The organism is Anaerofustis stercorihominis DSM 17244, from assembly GCF_000154825.1.
GTDB classification, from domain to species: Bacteria; Bacillota; Clostridia; order Eubacteriales; family Anaerofustaceae; genus Anaerofustis; species Anaerofustis stercorihominis.
Genome location: NZ_DS560019.1, coordinates 357,283 through 372,393 on the forward strand (window position 1 = coordinate 357,283; position 15,111 = coordinate 372,393).

The 15,111-nt window shown below is 31.5% G+C and carries 17 protein-coding genes; 5 read left to right on the forward strand and 12 right to left on the reverse strand.

Annotation, left to right across the window (positions count from 1 at the left end; all coding sequences use genetic code 11):
* Nucleotides 1-1,178 precede the first annotated feature (1,178 nt).
* Nucleotides 1,179-2,753: a transcription termination factor Rho gene (gene rho, locus ANASTE_RS06360; protein ID WP_007050160.1), complete on the forward strand. Its 1,575-nt coding sequence runs from the start codon at nucleotides 1,179-1,181 to the stop codon at nucleotides 2,751-2,753.
* Nucleotides 2,754-2,771: 18 nt separating this feature from the next.
* Here the strand turns inward: rho and ANASTE_RS06365 are convergent, their stop codons facing one another.
* The 10 genes from ANASTE_RS06365 to ANASTE_RS06410 form a co-directional block, all read right to left on the reverse strand.
* Nucleotides 2,772-3,161, reverse strand: a complete 390-nt coding sequence (locus tag ANASTE_RS06365; RefSeq protein ID WP_039945257.1) for a hypothetical protein — start codon at nucleotides 3,159-3,161, stop codon at nucleotides 2,772-2,774.
* A 176-nt stretch (nucleotides 3,162-3,337) separates the two neighbouring features.
* Nucleotides 3,338-3,949 (reverse strand): RNA-binding cell elongation regulator Jag/EloR, encoded by a 612-nt coding sequence (jag, locus tag ANASTE_RS06370; protein WP_039945260.1) that lies wholly within the window; start codon nucleotides 3,947-3,949, stop codon nucleotides 3,338-3,340.
* A complete protein-coding gene (locus ANASTE_RS06375) occupies nucleotides 3,949-4,713 on the reverse strand; it encodes a YidC/Oxa1 family membrane protein insertase (RefSeq protein WP_083781754.1) in 765 nt (254 codons plus the stop codon). Before ANASTE_RS06375 ends, jag begins: the two co-directional genes overlap by 1 nt.
* 17 nt (nucleotides 4,714-4,730) lie before the next feature.
* Complete coding sequence (gene yidD, locus ANASTE_RS06380; RefSeq protein ID WP_039945262.1) at nucleotides 4,731-4,952, reverse strand: membrane protein insertion efficiency factor YidD; 222 nt, start codon at nucleotides 4,950-4,952, stop codon at nucleotides 4,731-4,733.
* Nucleotides 4,924-5,289 carry a ribonuclease P protein component gene (gene rnpA / locus ANASTE_RS06385; protein WP_007050164.1) on the reverse strand — a complete coding sequence of 122 codons (366 nt, stop codon included), beginning with the start codon at nucleotides 5,287-5,289 and terminating at the stop codon, nucleotides 4,924-4,926. The genes yidD and rnpA overlap by 29 nt, the downstream gene beginning before the upstream one ends.
* A 58-nt stretch (nucleotides 5,290-5,347) precedes the next feature.
* Nucleotides 5,348-5,482: a 50S ribosomal protein L34 gene (gene rpmH, locus ANASTE_RS06390; RefSeq protein WP_007050165.1), complete on the reverse strand. Its 135-nt coding sequence runs from the start codon at nucleotides 5,480-5,482 to the stop codon at nucleotides 5,348-5,350.
* Between the two features lie 27 nt (nucleotides 5,483-5,509).
* Nucleotides 5,510-5,710, reverse strand: a complete 201-nt coding sequence (rpmE, locus tag ANASTE_RS06395; RefSeq protein ID WP_039945265.1) for a 50S ribosomal protein L31 — start codon at nucleotides 5,708-5,710, stop codon at nucleotides 5,510-5,512.
* Between the two features lie 227 nt (nucleotides 5,711-5,937).
* Nucleotides 5,938-6,372, reverse strand: a complete 435-nt coding sequence (locus tag ANASTE_RS06400; RefSeq protein ID WP_007050167.1) for an OsmC family protein — start codon at nucleotides 6,370-6,372, stop codon at nucleotides 5,938-5,940.
* Nucleotides 6,373-6,375: 3 nt separating this feature from the next.
* A complete protein-coding gene (locus tag ANASTE_RS06405) occupies nucleotides 6,376-6,846 on the reverse strand; it encodes a cupin domain-containing protein (RefSeq protein WP_039945268.1) in 471 nt (156 codons plus the stop codon).
* Nucleotides 6,847-7,295: 449 nt separating this feature from the next.
* Nucleotides 7,296-7,670 carry a GNAT family N-acetyltransferase gene (locus ANASTE_RS06410; RefSeq protein WP_007050169.1) on the reverse strand — a complete coding sequence of 125 codons (375 nt, stop codon included), beginning with the start codon at nucleotides 7,668-7,670 and terminating at the stop codon, nucleotides 7,296-7,298.
* Between the two features lie 457 nt (nucleotides 7,671-8,127).
* Between ANASTE_RS06410 and lepA the strand changes: the two genes are divergently transcribed.
* Both lepA and hemW read left to right on the forward strand, forming a co-directional pair.
* Complete coding sequence (lepA, locus tag ANASTE_RS06415; protein WP_007050170.1) at nucleotides 8,128-9,933, forward strand: translation elongation factor 4; 1,806 nt, start codon at nucleotides 8,128-8,130, stop codon at nucleotides 9,931-9,933.
* Nucleotides 9,926-11,056: a radical SAM family heme chaperone HemW gene (gene hemW / locus ANASTE_RS06420; RefSeq protein ID WP_007050171.1), complete on the forward strand. Its 1,131-nt coding sequence runs from the start codon at nucleotides 9,926-9,928 to the stop codon at nucleotides 11,054-11,056. Before lepA ends, hemW begins: the two co-directional genes overlap by 8 nt.
* Nucleotides 11,057-11,084: 28 nt before the next feature.
* Here the strand turns inward: hemW and ANASTE_RS06425 are convergent, their stop codons facing one another.
* Together ANASTE_RS06425 and orr are read right to left on the reverse strand one after the other, a co-directional pair.
* Complete coding sequence (locus ANASTE_RS06425) at nucleotides 11,085-11,588, reverse strand: hypothetical protein (RefSeq protein ID WP_007050172.1); 504 nt, start codon at nucleotides 11,586-11,588, stop codon at nucleotides 11,085-11,087.
* A gap of 30 nt (nucleotides 11,589-11,618) precedes the next feature.
* On the reverse strand, nucleotides 11,619-12,683 hold the full coding sequence (gene orr / locus ANASTE_RS06430) for an ornithine racemase Orr (protein WP_007050173.1): 1,065 nt from the start codon (nucleotides 12,681-12,683) through the stop codon (nucleotides 11,619-11,621).
* Between the two features lie 152 nt (nucleotides 12,684-12,835).
* Here orr and ANASTE_RS06435 point away from each other — a divergent pair, with 152 nt between their 5' ends.
* The gene (locus ANASTE_RS06435) at nucleotides 12,836-14,053 is read left to right on the forward strand and encodes an arginine deiminase (RefSeq protein ID WP_007050174.1); all 1,218 of its coding nucleotides are present in this window, start codon (nucleotides 12,836-12,838) and stop codon (nucleotides 14,051-14,053) included.
* 9 nt (nucleotides 14,054-14,062) lie between these two features.
* Entirely contained in the window at nucleotides 14,063-15,070 is a 1,008-nt protein-coding gene (gene argF / locus ANASTE_RS06440; RefSeq protein ID WP_007050175.1) for an ornithine carbamoyltransferase, read from the forward strand.
* Nucleotides 15,071-15,111: the final 41 nt, after the last annotated feature.

Sequence of the window (15,111 nt, forward strand, 5' to 3'; positions counted from 1 at the left end):
ATACAAAATTTTGTTTTGTTACACAAAGTAAACCTTTTTTACCAAAAAATCTTATTATTTCTAAGAATTTTTTAAGGACGTCCTTTAATAATCGTCTCTTAATATATTGTTAAAAATTTTAATAAAATGAAAATACAAAAAAAGAGCCCCGTTAACGGGGTTCTTTTTTTGATAAAATGAGGGAATGATATGAAATTTCTTTACATACCATTTAGGGGAAATTATGAAAAAGTTTCTAAAACTTTTTACAACATAAGTATACAATTAAAAATTGACATACCATTGTTTTTAATGTGAAAAGTTTAAAAAGCTTTAACGTTTTTTGACTCATAAAAAATAAAAGATAAATAAAAAACCGATTTAATAAATTAAGTATTACTCTCTTAAATTACTAATTTAATTCCTAAAAATAATCATTAATACATTACTGATAAAATAAAATTTTAAATATTATTTATAATTCATGCTTTTATAGCAAAAACATATTTCGGATAATATCTTATAATGAATTACGATAGAATATATTCAAAACAAAATTAAAAACTAATATAGGATTTTTATCTTATTATTAATAATGATAATATATAACTTGTTTTTTACAAAAGAAAAAAGACCTTGCGGTCTTTTTTCTTTGTTATTTATTTCTTCCTTATAAAGGATTATTTTTCCTAATTTTAAAGAAAATCATAACATTCTAAAATTAAAGGGGAAATTGTTTGTAAAACCTTATCTGTTTTACAGCCTTAAGTATATAACCCTATGTTGACAGCCTCTTGTCTCTTATGTGAAATATAAAAGAAAAAAATGGCCTTTTTTGATTAAAAAAACATTAGAATATTAATCATTTATTTATTAAATAAAGATTACCTCTTGAAAAATCAAGGGTTTGAGACTATTTATCTTTTTAAAATAAACTTCTTTGTTATAAAGTATAATAAAACCAAAAATACAAAATAAAACAATATTTTATTAAATGTTATTCCAACCCACATTTTTCTTAGTCTCCGTCTTTTTTATATTATATTAAATAAATAAAAAATAATTACTTTTAATTGATTTATTCATCTAACCATAGTAAAATATCTAATAGAATTATTTCAATTTAGTCTCTTTAACAATTTATTTTATTTTAAAACATCTAAATGATTTTATTCGTTTCATTTTCTCGGAGGTAACAAATGAATAGTGAAGACTTAAACAATTTAAAAGTCGCGGAACTTAAAGAAAAAGCCAAAGAACTCGGTATAGAAAAAACCACAGGTCTTAAAAAAGCAGAAATTATAGATTTGATCTTAGAAAAGGACAAGGACAACACAAAAAAGTATTCTAAATTAAAAGACCCTATTTCAAACAGTTTCAATATGGAGGGAGAGGTTCAGGTCCTTCCCGAAGGCTTCGGTTTTTTAAGACCCAAAGACATGAAAAAACCGGAAGACGCCGTTTATGTTGCGGCAAGCCAGGTTCAAAGGTTTAAAATAAAAAGCGGCGATGTTTTATCAGGGAAAGTTCGTCCGCCCAAAGAAGGCGAGAAATATTATGCGATGTTATTCTTGGAGGGTGTAAACGGAAGAAAAACAAGCGATATCTTAAAAGAAGAAAAAAGGAAACTTCAAAAGAACGATGAAAAGGATATGACATTATATTCCGAATCACATGAAGGTGTTCTGGATATCCTCTCAGACGGATATGGCTTTTTAAGAACCAATAACTATCTGCAGGGAGATAATGATATATATGTCGCTCCTCAGCATATCAGAAAATATAAACTTAAAGCAGGAGATCTGGTAAAAGGGAAAATAAGACTTTCTTCAGAAGGAGAAAAATTTGATGCTCTTTTATATGTGGAAAAAGTAAACGGCAAAGACCCGGAAACTATAGTCGGGAGAACAGACTTCGAAAGATTGGTGCCAATATTTCCAAATGAAAGAATAACCTTAGAAACAGAAAATAATATAATTTCTACCAGACTCATAGATGTATTCTCTCCGGTGGGAAAAGGTCAAAGAGGGCTCATCGTTGCGGCTCCCAAAGCAGGCAAGACCATTTTATTAAAACAAATTGCAAAAGCAATAAGAAAAAATCATCCCAAAATCCATTTGATCGTACTCCTAATAGATGAAAGACCGGAAGAAGTTACGGATATACAAAGAAGCATAGACTCGGATGTGGTCTTTTCTACATTTGACCAAAATCCGACGAATCACATTAAAGCAGCGGAAATGGTCTTAGACAGAGCAAAAAGACTGGTAGAAGTAGGCGAAGATGTTGTTATACTCATGGACAGCTTAACCAGATTTACAAGAGCAAACAATTTAGTCGTACCATCTTCGGGCAGGACATTATCGGGAGGGCTGGACCCTGAAAGTTTATATTATCCTAAAAAGTTCTTCGGCGCCGCAAGAAATATAGAAGGCGGAGGCAGCCTTACCATATTAGCAACCGCACTTGTAGATACAGGCAGCAGAATGGATGATGTCATCTTCGAAGAATTTAAAGGAACAGGTAATATGGAACTGATACTCGACAGAGATTTAGCAAGGAGAAGAGTATTCCCGGCAATAGATATAATAAAATCAGGAGCAAGAAGAGAAGATTTACTTTTAAACGAAGAAGAGTTAAACTGTGCAAATATGCTCAGAAGGAATTCTCTTGACAGTTTGGATTTATCGGAAAGAGTAATCAATTTAATGAAAAAAACAAGGAACAACAAAGACTTTATAAATATATGTACTAAAAAAATAGAAATAATATAAAGGAGTATAAATCATTATTTATACTCCTTTTATTTTCGTTCTGAAAAATATTTCAAAGATTTTTTTCATTATGGTTCGGTACAAAGAAATATTGTCATGTAATTTATCATCATGCATAAAAAATGTATCTTCGTATACATGAACTCCGCCTTCACCGTTCCTGTCAATTATTATGATGTATCGGGGAAATAATTTTTTATTATCTTTATTACTGACAATAAAATATGAATATAAATTTTCAATATCTCCGTTTTTTTTATACTTTTCAATCAATACTTTATCTGCCATATTATAATTTTTAAGTCTAAAAATAAAATAATTCACAAAAAATACTTCATCGTATAAATAATCAATTTTATTTGTTGATGTAATTGACAATATTTTATTTAGATATAATTTATTACTCATGCAGAGCCTCTTTACTTTATCGGCATAATTATACATGATTATACATATAATATGAATAGTTTTCAATATAGTTACAACAAATAAACAATACTATTTTATAGGATTAAATCAACTGACTTCATAAGGATAAATTATAGTGAACAAAATAAAAAATGCTGCATAAAGCAGCATTTTCATTAACCTTTGTATTCTATTATCAAATGTCTATTTATACCTTCGTCCACAGAATAAGTGGTTATACCTTCTCTTCCCTGTAGATAAGAATGAATGATCCTTCTTTCATAAGGGTTCATAGGCTCAAGTTCCACATTAGTTCTTCTTCTGATAGCTTTATCTGCAAGTTTATCTGCAAGATTTTCCAAAGTTGTCTTTCTCTTTTCTCTGTAGTTATTTATATCTAGAATAACTCTTATGTATTCTTCAGAATTTTTATTTACGACAAGGCTTGTCAAATACTGAAGTGAATCCAAAGTCTGACCATGTTTACCGATCAAGATACCCATATTATCAAGATCTAATTTAATAAACATATTGTTATCTTCTTCATCAAAATCAACAGAAATCAATGCGTTAATCCCCATAGTCTTTAATACATCTTTTAAGAAATCCTTAGCAATCTCATCAGATTTATCAATCAAAGTCACTTCTACTTTTGCACCTTTTGCACCTATACCCATAAATCCCGAAGTAGGTACTTCAAGCACTTTAGTAGTAACATCTTCGCTGGAAGCCCCTATTTTGTTTAGAGCATCGCTTACAGCTTCTTCTATAGTTTTACCTTTTCCTATTACGTCTTTTTTTTCTTTTTTCCACTTGGTACCTCCGTATAATTACTTACTGGTTTAACATGCAGTGATTCGGCAGTTATCGGCATAAATTTATACATAATCTCCGTTTGCAATATCCCAAGAATAGTAGTAGATGCCCAGTAAATCGATAACGCTCCGGGAAATGTAAGCGACATCCAACCGATCATTAATGTCATCATATTATTCATCATCTGCATAGTGCCACCCATTTCGGTAGCTTGATTTGCAGTTGCTTGCTTTTGCTGTATATATGTAGCAATAACGTTAATAAGCGGAATAATCATAGCAAGAAATGTAGGAAGTGCAAATCCGTTTGCTCTAGCTATATCAAGTGCAGAAACACTTATATCTTTGATCCATAAAAAAGACATTGAAACATGTTTCATACCATCTATAAAAACGTAAGCTTCAGGTTGTCTGATTACCCCAAATAAACCGATGATAATCGGAAACTGCAGGAATAACGGAAGACATCCGCTCATAGGATTGTAGTTGTATTTTTCATATACTTTCCACATTTCCTCCCCTTGCTTCGCTTTATCATTCTTAAATTTCTCCTGAACTTTCTGAACTTCAGGATTGATTACTTTCATAATCTGTGTTGATTTGATTTGTTTGTATGATATTGGCAAAAGTATCAATTTCGCAAATAAAGCGAAAAGAATGATAGCTAATCCATAACTTCCAACGAAATTATAGATAAAAAGCAATACTTTACCAAACAGCATATATAAATACGACATACTTTCTTTTTTTCCTCCTATAGAAATTTCTCAGGGACAGGGTCATAGCCCCCCTTTGAAAAAGGGTTACACCTAAGAATTCGATATATACTAAGAATAGTACCTTTTATAAAACCATGTTTTTCATATGCTTCCAGTGCATAATTCGAGCAAGTTGGAATATACTTACAACAAGGCCTTTTAAGTCCCGAAATATTTTTTTGATAGAACCTAACTATTCCCGTCATTATCTTTGCCATTTTTATAATCATCTCCCAAAAACAATCCGGCTTTTTTTACCAAATGTAAAAAAGAATTATTTAATGTATTATAGTCAATATCCTTAGCATAAACTCTGACAATGCATATTATATCATAGCCGTCCTTTATTTGGTATGCATTTAACCTAGAAATTTCTCTAAGACGCCTTTTTATTTTATTCCTTATTACTGCATTGCCTACTTTTTTGCTGATTGAAAAACCGATCCTGCTTTCATTCTCGGTTTTTAAAGTATAAAACACCAAATGCCTGTTTGCAATGGATTTTTTATTATTATAAACTTTTTTAAAATCAATACTTTTTTTTAATCTTTGCATGATTTAATCCTATCATATATAAAAAAAGGCTACATTAAGTAGCCCTAGCAGTTAATATCTAAGCAGATAATTGTTTTCTACCTTTTTTTCTTCTGTTTCTGATTACATTTTTTCCGCCTGGAGTAGACATTCTGCTTCTGAAACCATGATTTTTCTTTCTTTTATGATTATTTGGCTGAAACGTTCTTTTCATAAAATAATGCCTCCTTCTATATTATATTTAGTCCATATTATATCTTTTCTTAAATCTATCAACTCTACCGCCTGTATCAACAAGTTTTTGTTTACCAGTATAGAATGGATGACATTTTGAACAAATTTCAACACGGATTTCGTCTTTTACAGAACCTGTTTCAAAAGTATTTCCACAAGCGCAAGTTACTTTGCATTTACCATATTTTGGATGGATTCCTTCTTTCATCTCTTTCACCCCTTTTGACAAATTATTATATAAAAAAATAATTTTATATTCTTCACTATATTCGTAGCCTAATAAGTATACTATTTTTTTTTCTATATTGCAAATGTTTTTTTTAATTTTTAATAAATTTTAGTTTAATAAACTTAAATTATGAAATTTTCGAATAAAAATATTGATTTCGGCTTATTATTATTTTTCTTTAATATATTAAAATCATATACGTCTACCTATGAAAGCTTGATTTTAACCGGAGTTTGATTAGAGATATTATCACTCACCGGACACCTTTCTTTGACAGCTTTTATCCATTGATATTTTTTAGCACTGTCTGCATCGATGTCTGCTATTATATTTACTCTTATCTCTCTATACCCACTCCTCTTGTCGGTATTTTTACCTTCGAACCTATCGGTATCGAGCTCACCTTCTATATCGATATTAAGAGAATTTATTTTAATATCCATTTCTTTTGCAACCTTATTACAAACAACTCCAAGACATCCCGCCAAAGCACCGATCAAATATTCCACAGGTGTGGGACCGGCGTCCTCACCTCCTGCATTTTGAGGTTCGTCAATAATAAATTCAAAGTTCCTTGCTTTGACTCTTGTCTTTGCATATCCTTCATTTTCTGCTTTTATGCTATATTTTAAAACCGCCATATCTTAACCCCAGTATTTTTCATGAACTCTGATTGCTTTTGCAACCTTTTCGTTTTTCTGCATTTCCGCCACTTCTTCTCTTGTAAGAGTTTGGAACCTGTCTCTATCGGCATCAACTATACAGAAAAAACCAAAAGGCTCTGTTTCGGAAGCATTTACAAGCTGATGTTTTGCCCAAGGAGGAATGACAATCAAATCGTGAGGCTTTACTTCGTATACTTCATCATCTACTATAACCACACCTTTTCCTCTTGCCGCAATCACAACATGGACATGAGCATGTTTTTCAAGAGAAGAATACCCTCCTCCGTCACATTCGAAATATCTTGTATGAAAAGAAGTATTCTGTCCGTCACCTACCAATGTATGCCTGTCGGTTTTATTAAAGCTTATAGGTCCATCTGTAGAAGCGGTCTTATAGTCTACTTTTTCTATACCTTCCCAATTAAAATCATTTTCTTTATGAAAGCCCATAATTTTACCTCCTTTTATTTTTAATAAATGAACTTGACTATATTTTTCTAATATATGACTAATTACATAAATGCTCATCAAATATGAATTTCAGCCTGATTTACGAACTCATACAAATCGCTAAGTAAACCTTATCATAAGGAAAAATAAAAGTCAATCAAACTTAACTATAGAAAGTTAATCCACAAAACATATTTCATCTTGCATTTGATTAATAAAAAAATATATCTTAAATGTTCATAAGAAAACAAAAACAAATAAACTTGATACTCTTTGGTGTATATAATGCTTTAAATATATGTACTCTATTACTTATGTAAGTAACATTAGTATTTTATCATCAGTAACAACAGATATTTGTCCATCATTATCCGTATCACTTACATGATATTCTTTTTTTATTTTATCAATCAATAAAATATACAAAGTACTTATATTATAAAAAAACTCTATTTTTTAATAATATAAGACTGCATCCCCTTTTCACAGCCGTTCTTTTCATAAAACTCCTCTACACCTGGCTGAGCACCGAAATATAGCATTGTAGGAGCATTTTCTTTTGCAAGGTTCAATAATCTACTGCCAATACCTTTATGTTGAAACTCCGGTAGTACCAGTAATTCCGTTATCGTACCAAAGTAATAACCGTCAGATAATATCCTGATACATCCAACGAGTTTATTATCGTTATATGCAGTGATATTAATTGTTTTCTCTAATGCCTTTTGTGTTTCTTTTATATCATAATCTCCTTGCCAAACTTTATTGGCAAAAGAAACAAATAGTTCTGCATCTAATTTTTTATCATCAACTATATATTTCATAATAACACTCCCTCAAAATTTATTTTATTTATTAATGTATTTATAATGAAAAAACATAAATACATCTACAATTCTATTATCAGCAAATACCGATTTGTCACTCCATTTAAATATAATCCGTTTTCGGTTATTATATATATTTTAAATAATTCTTTATTTTTTTATTATACCATACCTATACAAGTCTCAATGGAGAATAATATTTATAAGCCAATTAACCATTTTGTCGGTTTAGAAATTAAATTTAATATTTTACATTACTTATATACATTATAAATATAATTAACAACAAATATAAAACATCATTGCAAAAGAGATTTTATAAAAAAGTATAAACATATATAAAAATATTTATATTTAAAATAACAAAAATATAATGTATTTTATTTTATGATACTTTTACTTATAATAAATTTGTGGTAAAATTTATTAACATTATTATTTAAAAAGGTGAAGAATGAAAACAAAACAAGAAAGAACAAGAAATTTTTGTATAATAGCTCATATAGATCACGGTAAATCAACTTTAGCCGACAGATTAATAGAAAAGACAGGACTTATTTCCAAAAGAGAAATGACAAGTCAAGTCTTGGATAAAATGGACCTTGAACAGGAAAGAGGTATTACTATAAAGCTTCAGGCAGTAAGGCTCGTTTATCATGCAAAAGACGGAGAAGAGTATTATTTGAATTTAATCGACACTCCGGGGCATGTGGACTTTACTTATGAAGTATCCCGCTCCCTTGCAGCATGCGAAGGAGCCATATTGATAGTGGACGCAACTCAGGGAATTCAGGCACAGACAATGGCAAATGTATATTTAGCACTTGAAAATGATTTGGAAATAATCCCGGTAATAAATAAAATCGACCTACCGAGTGCAGATCCGGAAATGGCAAGAAGAGAAATTGAAGATTATATAGGTCTTCCTGCAGATGAAGCTCCTCTTATTTCGGCTAAAGAAGGCTTAAATATAGATGATGTTCTGGAAGCAATAGTAAGAGATGTTCCTCCCCCTGAGAAAAAAAACAAAGAACCTTTAAGAGGACTTATATTCGATTCTTATTACGACCAATACAAAGGAGTCGTTATAAGCACCAGGATAGTAGACGGAGAAATAAAAAAGGGGACAAAAATAAAATTCTATGCAACGGGAAAAACTTTCGAAGTTGAAGAAGTGGGTATCTTTACAAGTACATTAACACCTACAAATAAACTCGAAAGCGGAGATGTCGGTTATATATGTGCGAGCATAAAAAATGTAGCTGACACAAGAGTCGGGGATACCATAATGGATGAAGAAAATCCTGCAAAAGAACCTCTGCCGGGTTATAAAAGTATCACCCCTATGGTATACTGCGGGATCTATCCCGCGGACGGAAGCAAATACGAAGATTTAAAAGAAGCACTGGGAAAACTTAAATTGAACGACGCTTCATTATTATATGAACCGGAAACATCGGTCGCATTGGGATTTGGTTTCAGATGCGGATTTTTAGGACTGCTCCATTTGGAAGTAACACAGCAAAGAATTGACAGAGAATACAATTTGGATATAGTAACGACTACTCCAAGTGTTATTTACCATGTAACGAAAACAGACGGAAGCGAATTAAAAGTAGACAACCCTACCAACCTTCCTCCTGTTCCCGAAATCAGTTTCATGGAAGAACCTTTTGTTGACGCAAACATAATGCTTCCAAGCGAATATGTGGGAGCGGTCATGGAAATATGCCAAGGTAAAAGAGGCATATATAAAACCATGGATTATATAGATGAAAACAGAGTAAACTTAAAATACGAAATGCCTTTAAATGAAATAATATATGACTTCTTCGATACTCTAAAATCAAGAACGAAAGGTTATGCTTCATTGGACTATGAACTTTTGGATTACAGAAAAGCAGACCTTGTAAAGCTGGATATATTACTAAACGGAGAAATAGTCGATGCATTGTCCTTTATCGTTCACAGAGAAAAAGCACAGACAAGAGGAAGACAAATAGTCAAAAAATTAAAAGAAGAAATCCCAAGACAGATGTTTGAAATACCTATTCAAGCTGCAATAGGCGGAAAAGTCATTGCGAGAGAAACCGTAAGAGCTCTCAGAAAAGACGTCCTTTCCAAGTGCTATGGCGGGGATATAACAAGAAAGAAAAAACTTCTTGAAAAACAAAAAGAAGGGAAAAAGAAAATGCGTCAGGTGGGTAAAGTCGAGGTACCTCAGGAAGCATTTACAGCAGTACTTAAGTTAGATGAATAACATATCTATATACGTTCATACACCTTTTTGCAAACACAAATGTTATTATTGTGATTTTGCGTCGTTTGCAAATAACGAAGATTTAATAAATGAATATTACAAATCATTAAAAAAAGAAATAATCCTAAGAAAAGATGAAATAAACAGTAGAGAAATCTCTACTGTTTATTTTGGCGGAGGAACACCCAGCTATGTAGACAGCAAATACATAGTTGATATAATGGATATATTAAAAAGTGAATTCAACATAAATAAAGACGCGGAGATTACTATCGAGGCAAATCCGGAAAGCATAACGGATGAAAAACTGGAAAACTATAAAATAGCAGGCTTTAACAGAATAAGCATGGGACTTCAATCCGCAAATAATGATACATTAAAGAAAATAGGAAGGATACACACATACGAAAAATTCCTATCATCTTACGAACTTTGTAAAAGCGCCGGATTTGATAATATAAATGTGGATTTGATGTTTTCACTTCCAAATGAAACTTTAAACGATTTTATTGACAGTTTGGAAGAAGTAATTATGATAAGTCCTTCTCACATATCTACATATTCATTAATACTGGAAGAAGGAACAAAGCTATATGATAATTATAGAAAAAATAATATAATCATAGATGACACACTGGACAGGAAGATGTATCACTACTGTATAAACAAATTAAAAGAATACGATTATGAGCAATATGAGATATCAAACTTTGCAAAAAAAGGCTATGAAAGCAGACACAATATGAGTTGCTGGGACTTTGAAGATTATATCGGATTTGGAAGCAATGCTTCGGGATTTAATAATAATATCAGAAAGACAAATAAATCCAATATCAAAGATTATATAAATGACTTAAATAATGATACTCTTCCAATAATGGAAAAAACTCAGCTAAATATAAAAGACCTTATAGGAGAGTATATTATGCTTGGGCTAAGAAAAATAAAAGGGATTGATATTGATAAAATAAATAAAAAATTTAATATAGACTTCACTGATACTTATAAAGATAAAATTGAAAATCTTAAAAATCATAATTTAGTTACTATAGAAGATAATCATTTTCGCCTTACTTACAAGGGATTGGATTTTGCAAATACTGTTATGGTTGAGTTTATTTAAAAAGAACACAAAAGTGTTCTTTTTTATTTTATCCCCACCAAATATCAATCATATGATGAGAAGAACCCGATGAAGTATCACTATCAAACCATATATCAATAACAAGGCATATAACATAAACTATTAATCCAAAAGGAATGCAACATAATATACAAAATCCATCAATAATTAACATTTTTAGTACAGCAATATCCACTAGGGTATCATATGTACCGAGCCCGAAAACCATACATAAAAACATTACAACTGTAAATATATTTGTTATAATATAATTCATCCTAGTAAGAAATAAAAAATATAAAAATCTTTTTCTTCTTTTTGACGATAAAGGATATCTTTTTTCATAATTTAACCTTAGAGGTCTTTTCCATAATGGATCTTCAATTTTAGGATTTCTATTGATATATTTATCTTTAACCGGTTTTCCATATTTATGATAGAGATAATCGGTATAAGAACCTGAAGCAATAGAAACTGAAAGTATTCCGGGTAGATATGACCATAAAAAAATTTTTAACATATCCATTGCCATTTTTTATTATTTCCAATCTTAATCTTTATACTAATCAATATACTCTTTATCTACGTATTTACTTGTCATTGCGGCAAGGGTAGCACCATAATCCAATTTAAATGAAACAGTATCGCCTAACTTATATATCTTATTTACATTTGTTAAGTCTAAAATCGTATGGTCACTGCTCGCGCCAAGGATCTCAATATCACTGTCAACAGGTGTCATACCATCAATCCTTACATCCTGTTTACCCACAGCAATAATCGCTCTTTTCATCGTTCCTTTATTTACAAATTCGGGTTTATTCCCAAAAGCATCAATCCCTATTTCCCCGATAGGAACGGAAGGTTTTTCTTTAAGTTCAACGATTTGTGCTTCCAAAATAAAATTATCATGATGAAGTCCCTCTACAGGTGTCCCGTAGCTGGTTTCATTACCGAGTAGGATAACTTCTCCAAGTCTCAAACTATTTATACCGTCAATCATTTCTCCTCTATCGACTAAAGTATAAGAGCTTGAGTTCCCTCCAGAAACTACCTTTAATTCTATATCAAAGTCGTTTTCTATTCTCTCTTTTATTTTGACCAGTTTTTGAAGTGTTTCCGGACGAGGGATAATAGCTCCAAAACATGTTAGATTAGTCCCTATCCCATAAAGCTCTATATTCTTCATTTGAAGCACTTTGTCTACATCACTAAGTAAATCATCCGTACTGAAATAGCCCTCTCTTAAATCTCCGAGGTCTGCCATCAATATTACCTTATGAGTGGTATCCTGTTTATAAGCTTCTTTATTAAGAAGTCTGATAGTCTTTATCTCGCTGTTAAGCGATACGTCACTATATTTTATAACATCTTCGATTTCACTTTCCATGGGGATCCTAACCAGCCACTTTTCCATATTAAAGCAACCTAAGTTTTTAAGATTTTCTATTCTCGAATCTCCCAGTGCTGTAGTCCCTCCCGTAACCAAACATTCCGCTATATTTTCATCTGCTAAAAATACTTTTGTTATAGCAGTCACATCTATTCCAATACTCTTACATTTATCACATACTCTTGTTGTATTTTCTCTAATCCCATGTAAGTCAATTTTTATTTTTGGAAACATAAAATTTCTCCTTTATATGATAATATTTTTCATTTATTTATTTTACTACAAAGGCATAATGTGGTAATATATAACTTGATATTATGCACTCGGTGTATAAGAAAACACACTATAACAATTATAACAAAAAAATTATAAAAAAGTAGGTTATTATGGATAAATTATCAATTAACAGTGAAATTGGAAAACTTAATAAAATTTTGCTTCATAGACCGGGCTTTGAACTTGACAGGATTACTCCGGAGGATTTAAAAGAAGTATTATTCGATGATATCCCTTGGATGAGCAGAATGAGAAAAGAACATGACGGTTTTGCCAAAGTTTTAAAAGAAACGGGAACTGAAGTATTATTTGTGACAGATTGTCTATTGGAAGTAATAAACAATAATGAGCAGGCTAAAAAAGAACTTGTAGAGTTAGCTTTGGAAGAAGTTCAGTATGACAATATCACTATAAACGGACTCAGAGAATTTTTATTAAGCTTAGATAACAAAGAGTTAATAAGATGTATAATTGCGGGGCTAAGCGAAAGCGAAGTCAAATCAAGCAGAGTGACATTATCAGATTATATGCAGGATAAATATCCTTACTATTTTAAACCGATACCAAACCTATATTTTATGAGAGATGTCGGTGTGGTAATAAAAAACGGCGTCGCACTCAGCAGGATGAAAACACCTATAAGAAGAAGAGAAAGTTTGATTGTAAGACTTATATATAAATACCATCCCGACTTTTCAGGAGTACCCGTTTACTTCGATAACAAAGAAGAAAAGATGAGCTTGGAAGGCGGAGATGTACTTATATTAAGCAAAGAATGTGTACTTATCGGATTTTCCGAGAGAACTTCATTGGAAGGAATAGACAAACTAGCTTCAAACTTATTGAATTCAAACAGCGGAGTAAAAAAAGTTTTAGCGGTTAAAATACCTCATGAGAGAGCTTTTATGCACCTTGATACCGTATTTACAATGGTCGACTATGATAAGTTTGTAATATTCCCTAATATACTAAACGATATAGAAGTCATAACCATTACATCAGGAGGGAAATCCACACTTAAATACGAAGCTGAAGAGAATTTAAAAACAGCACTTGCAAAAGCACTTAATCTGCCAAGTGTAAAATTAATAAAAAGCGGAGGCAGCAGCAGTGTTATTTCAGCAAGGGAACAATGGAACGACAGCACCAATACACTGGCTATTTCTCCGGGAGTAGTCATCACATACAACAGAAATGAAATATCTAATGAAATTTTAGACAGAAACGGCATTAAAGTACTTTCAATAGAAGGAAGTGAATTAGTAAGAGGAAGAGGCGGCCCAAGATGTATGAGCATGCCTTTGGTAAGAGAAGATATAGATTTTTAGGAGGAATAAATGAGCATAAATTTAAAAGGAAGAAGTTTTTTAACACTTAAAGATTATACGACTGAAGAAATAAAATATTTACTTGATTTAGCAAAGGAGCTAAAAGCCAAGAAAAAAAGAGGCGAAAAGGGAGATTTACTGGAAGGTAAAAATATTGTTTTATTGTTTGAAAAAACATCAACCAGAACAAGATGTGCGTTTGAAACCGCCGCTTACGATGAAGGTGCGCATGTAACATTTTTAACAAACTCTCAAATGGGTAAAAAAGAATCTCTTGAGGATACTGCGAATGTACTGGGTAGAATGTTTGACGGAATTGAATTCAGAGGATTTAAACAAGAAACCGTAGAAGATTTAGCAAAATACTCAGGTGTACCCGTATGGAACGGACTTACGGATTTATATCATCCGACACAACTATTGGCAGACGTTTTAACAATGTACGAGCATATAAACAAAGATAATAATAATGATATGAAACTTACTTATGTCGGAGATGCAAGAAACAATGTTTCTAATTCATTACTTATAGGATGTGCAAAGCTTGGTATCAACTTTGCCGCAGCGGCACCAAAATCACTTTGGCCTGATGAAGACCTAGTAAAAGAAATGGAAATAATAGCAAAAGAAAACGGCTGCACTATTTTAATTACCGATGATATCGATAAAGCAGTTAAGGACAGTGATGCCCTATATACTGATATATGGGTATCCATGGGAGAAGAAGACAAATTTGCGGAAAGAATTGAACTTTTAAAAGATTATCAAGTAAACATGGAAATGCTTAAGAAGACAGGAAATGAAAATGTTATATTCCTGCATTGTCTTCCATCTTTCCACGATTTAAATACTGAAGTGGGAAGAGATGTTTACGAAAAATACGGACTTAAAGAAATGGAAGTAACGGACGAAGTATTCAGAAGCAAACATTCAAAAGTATTCGACGAGGCGGAAAACAGAGCTCATACAATAAAAGCGGTAATGTGCGCGACTTTATCTGATAAATTATATAAGTAAAACTCAGACATCATTATAAAAAAGGAGTAATTAATACAACT

What these genes read in the sequence shown, in the direction of transcription:
- rho (WP_007050160.1), top strand. Translation starts at nt 1,179, where the DNA reads ATGAATAGTGAAGACTTAAACAATTTAAAAGTCGCGGAACTTAAAGAA.
- ANASTE_RS06365 (WP_039945257.1), bottom strand. Translation starts at nt 3,161, where the DNA reads ATGAGTAATAAATTATATCTAAATAAAATATTGTCAATTACATCAACA.
- ANASTE_RS06375 (WP_083781754.1), bottom strand. Translation starts at nt 4,713, where the DNA reads ATGTCGTATTTATATATGCTGTTTGGTAAAGTATTGCTTTTTATCTAT.
- yidD (WP_039945262.1), bottom strand. Translation starts at nt 4,952, where the DNA reads ATGGCAAAGATAATGACGGGAATAGTTAGGTTCTATCAAAAAAATATT.
- rnpA (WP_007050164.1), bottom strand. Translation starts at nt 5,289, where the DNA reads ATGCAAAGATTAAAAAAAAGTATTGATTTTAAAAAAGTTTATAATAAT.
- rpmH (WP_007050165.1), bottom strand. Translation starts at nt 5,482, where the DNA reads ATGAAAAGAACGTTTCAGCCAAATAATCATAAAAGAAAGAAAAATCAT.
- rpmE (WP_039945265.1), bottom strand. Translation starts at nt 5,710, where the DNA reads ATGAAAGAAGGAATCCATCCAAAATATGGTAAATGCAAAGTAACTTGC.
- ANASTE_RS06400 (WP_007050167.1), bottom strand. Translation starts at nt 6,372, where the DNA reads ATGGCGGTTTTAAAATATAGCATAAAAGCAGAAAATGAAGGATATGCA.
- ANASTE_RS06405 (WP_039945268.1), bottom strand. Translation starts at nt 6,846, where the DNA reads ATGGGCTTTCATAAAGAAAATGATTTTAATTGGGAAGGTATAGAAAAA.
- ANASTE_RS06410 (WP_007050169.1), bottom strand. Translation starts at nt 7,670, where the DNA reads ATGAAATATATAGTTGATGATAAAAAATTAGATGCAGAACTATTTGTT.
- lepA (WP_007050170.1), top strand. Translation starts at nt 8,128, where the DNA reads ATGAAAACAAAACAAGAAAGAACAAGAAATTTTTGTATAATAGCTCAT.
- hemW (WP_007050171.1), top strand. Translation starts at nt 9,926, where the DNA reads ATGAATAACATATCTATATACGTTCATACACCTTTTTGCAAACACAAA.
- ANASTE_RS06425 (WP_007050172.1), bottom strand. Translation starts at nt 11,588, where the DNA reads ATGGCAATGGATATGTTAAAAATTTTTTTATGGTCATATCTACCCGGA.
- orr (WP_007050173.1), bottom strand. Translation starts at nt 12,683, where the DNA reads ATGTTTCCAAAAATAAAAATTGACTTACATGGGATTAGAGAAAATACA.
- ANASTE_RS06435 (WP_007050174.1), top strand. Translation starts at nt 12,836, where the DNA reads ATGGATAAATTATCAATTAACAGTGAAATTGGAAAACTTAATAAAATT.
- argF (WP_007050175.1), top strand. Translation starts at nt 14,063, where the DNA reads ATGAGCATAAATTTAAAAGGAAGAAGTTTTTTAACACTTAAAGATTAT.